This is a genomic window from Mycobacterium sp., from assembly GCF_036488105.1.
Classification (GTDB): Bacteria; Actinomycetota; Actinomycetes; order Mycobacteriales; family Mycobacteriaceae; genus Mycobacterium.
Window position 1 is genome coordinate 1 of the sequence record NZ_DASXHW010000208.1, and the last position, 2,711, is coordinate 2,711.

A 2,711-nucleotide genomic window follows, 5' to 3' on the forward strand; every position below is an offset into this window, starting at 1 on the left:
CGCCGGGCCTGCCCGATTTGGCCCGGAGCGCGTCGTCGCTGACCGTCGCGGAGACAACCGAGATCGATGATGCCCGCCGACGGCTGCGGGTGCCGATCGACGAAATGCTGTTGGCCGCATTGGGTCGGACGATCGCTCACCAGATCGGTGACGGGACCGTCGCCGTCGACCTCAGCGGCGAGGGTCGGTCGGTGCTCAAGCCCGACGTCGACCTGCGCCGTACCGTCGGCTGGTTCAATACCATCTATCCGATCGCGCTCACCTGCGCCAAGGATGACGGCGCGAAGCAGCTGCTCGACGACGTGCACAACACACTGACTGCCGTCCCGCACTACGGACTGGGCTATGGGCTGCTGCGCTACCTGTATGCCCCGACAGCGCGGCAACTTGGCGCTGCCGGTCAGGCCGACATCTTCTTCTCCTACATCGGCACGATCCCCGATCTGCCGCCGCTGGACGTGGATGTCGCGGTCCGATTCGACTCCGACACCGCATTGCCGGTGCGCGAAGCGATTCCGGGCCTGGGCCACGCAATCGAGTTGCGGGTCTTCCGTACCGCCGGTGTGCTGCATCTGGACTGGTGGTACGACAGCCGGCGGGTCGACGGGGCCACAGTGCAGTCACTTGCCAGCGGGTATTCCCGGACATTGTTGGAGCTGATCCGGGAAGCGCTCAAGCAAGACGAGATGGACTCCGGCAGTGACGAAATGGAACTCGTCGACCTGTCGTAGATCTCGACAAGGCTAGAAAGGCAACCGTGTTTCCATCGTCGGTCATCCGCAAGCTGGCGCTCAGCGAGGAAATGCTCGCTGAGACGCACAACTTCGTGGGTCTCGCCGCGCACCTCGAGGGTCCGATTGATGTCGACGCGCTGACCGACGCCTTTGACCTGCTGCTCGAGGCGCATCCGGTGCTGACCGCGCGCCTCGAACGCGGAGCCGACGGCCGTCACGAGCTGGTCGCCGACGACCTCATGCACTCGGGACTCGAGGTCATCGAGGTCGACGCGTCGCAGATCGACAACCCGCCGCCGCATTTCGATCAGGGCGAATCGCTGGTGCATCTGCGCCTGTTCATCCGCGATGGTCAGGCGCATCCGACGCTCTACGTCCACCATGCCCTGGCCGACGGTCACCACATGTACGGCCTGATCGAGGAATTGCTGTCGTTCTACACGGATCTGGTCACCAACGGGAAGACCGCTCCGGTGACCGCGCAGCCCGCACCGGAGTCGATCGAGACAGTGCTCGCCGACCGGGGCATCCAGAAAGGGCCGCGCTCGGGTATCGAGCGGTTCATGCCGGCGCTGTTCGCCTACGACCTGCCACCCTCCCGGCGCAGCGACACCGGCGTGAAACCCACGTCCCCCGTGCGTGTTCCGATGGTGTCGTGCCGGCTCAGCGAGAGCCAGACGCACGCCATCGTCGAGCTCTGCCGCGCCGAAAAGCTGGGTCTGCACTCGGTGCTGTCGGCGGCGATCCTGATCGCGGAGTGGCAGGTGCGAGGCAGGGTGAACATTCCGGTGCCGTTCATCTACACCGTCGATCTGCGTTACTTCCTGTCACCGCCGGTGTCGGCGACCGGATGCACGAACCCGGTCGGGCTGGGCACCTACCTTGCCGAGATCAACCAGAAGACCATGGTGGTCGAGCTTGCCCGCGACATCGCGGCAACATTCAAAGGGGACCTGGACGAGGGTGTGATCCAGCAGTCCCGCTTGCACTTCAGCCCGCAGTATGTCGGCAACGCACCCGGTATGCCCGACGTTGTGTTGTTGTCCGACAACGGTTTGGTGCCCCCGGTGCGCACACCGCCGGGAGTGGAAGTGACCGCCACGCACGGCGAGTTGTATTTCGCGGTCAGCGCCGGCATCGAGATCTACTTCACCCAGATCTACGCCGAACAGCTCAACGTCGAATACCACTCGCACGGCCCGGATCCGGAAAAATCGATCGAGGCCATTCGTGGGCTGCTGTCCGCGGTCGCCGACCAGCACGCGGCCAGCGGCGTCAGCTGAGCGGTCCGAAGGCGTAGCGGTGGTACTGGAATGTTCGGCGCAGCGGCGGGATCGGTCGGACCAACTGCCGCATCACCCGAAAGACAGCCGACGCCCGGCCGAAGGTGCTCGCGTCGAAAAACGTCACACCGCTGACCAACCGGACCCCGGAAAGGCGGTCGATCACGTCGGACGGCGTGTTGACCGCCCAATACAGCGTCGAGCCGGACTGCCGTTGCAGGCGGTGCGTTTTCTGCGACCGGACAACGAGCCGGCTGTAGTAGTCGATCTGGATCTCGCCCGAGCCGAACCGGTCGACGACGTGTTGCAGCAGCGCGATGCCGTCGTCCTCGGTGAGGTACATGCTGATGCCCTCGGCCAACAGCAACGTCGGCCGGTCAGCTGGGATTTGGTCCAGCCACGACGGGTCCGTCGCCGGCGTGGCAACCAGGTGGTAATTCGGTCGGCTCGGAAAAACCTTCTCCCGCAACGAGATTACCGCCGGATAGTCGACGTCGTACCACTGCACACCCGGACCCGGGTCCAGCCGGAACACCCGGCTGTCCAGACCGCAGCCGAGGTGGATCACGGTGGCGTCGGGATTGGCGGCCAGGAACTCGGCGGCCCACACGTCGAACTGAGCGGTTCGCACCGTGACCAGCGGCGTCCAGCGGTCGGTGACCTTGAGTTCGTCCCAGTCGTAGTCGATTCGGGC

3 protein-coding genes are annotated in these 2,711 nt (G+C 65.1%); 2 read left to right on the top strand and 1 reads right to left on the bottom strand.

Annotated features, from left to right (window positions below; genetic code table 11):
* Window positions 1–731: condensation domain-containing protein (locus VGH54_RS11335; RefSeq protein WP_331512083.1), on the top strand; the 731-nt coding region annotated here is incomplete at its 5' end.
* Between the two features lie 26 nt (window positions 732–757).
* Window positions 758–2,017 (top strand): phthiocerol/phthiodiolone dimycocerosyl transferase family protein, encoded by a 1,260-nt coding sequence (locus VGH54_RS11340; RefSeq protein WP_331512084.1) that lies wholly within the window; start codon window positions 758–760, stop codon window positions 2,015–2,017.
* Here VGH54_RS11340 and VGH54_RS11345 read toward each other — a convergent pair.
* On the bottom strand, window positions 2,010–2,711 hold a 702-nt coding region (locus tag VGH54_RS11345; protein ID WP_331512085.1), incomplete at its 5' end, for a class I SAM-dependent methyltransferase. The two genes, VGH54_RS11340 and VGH54_RS11345, sit on opposite strands and share 8 nt — an antisense overlap.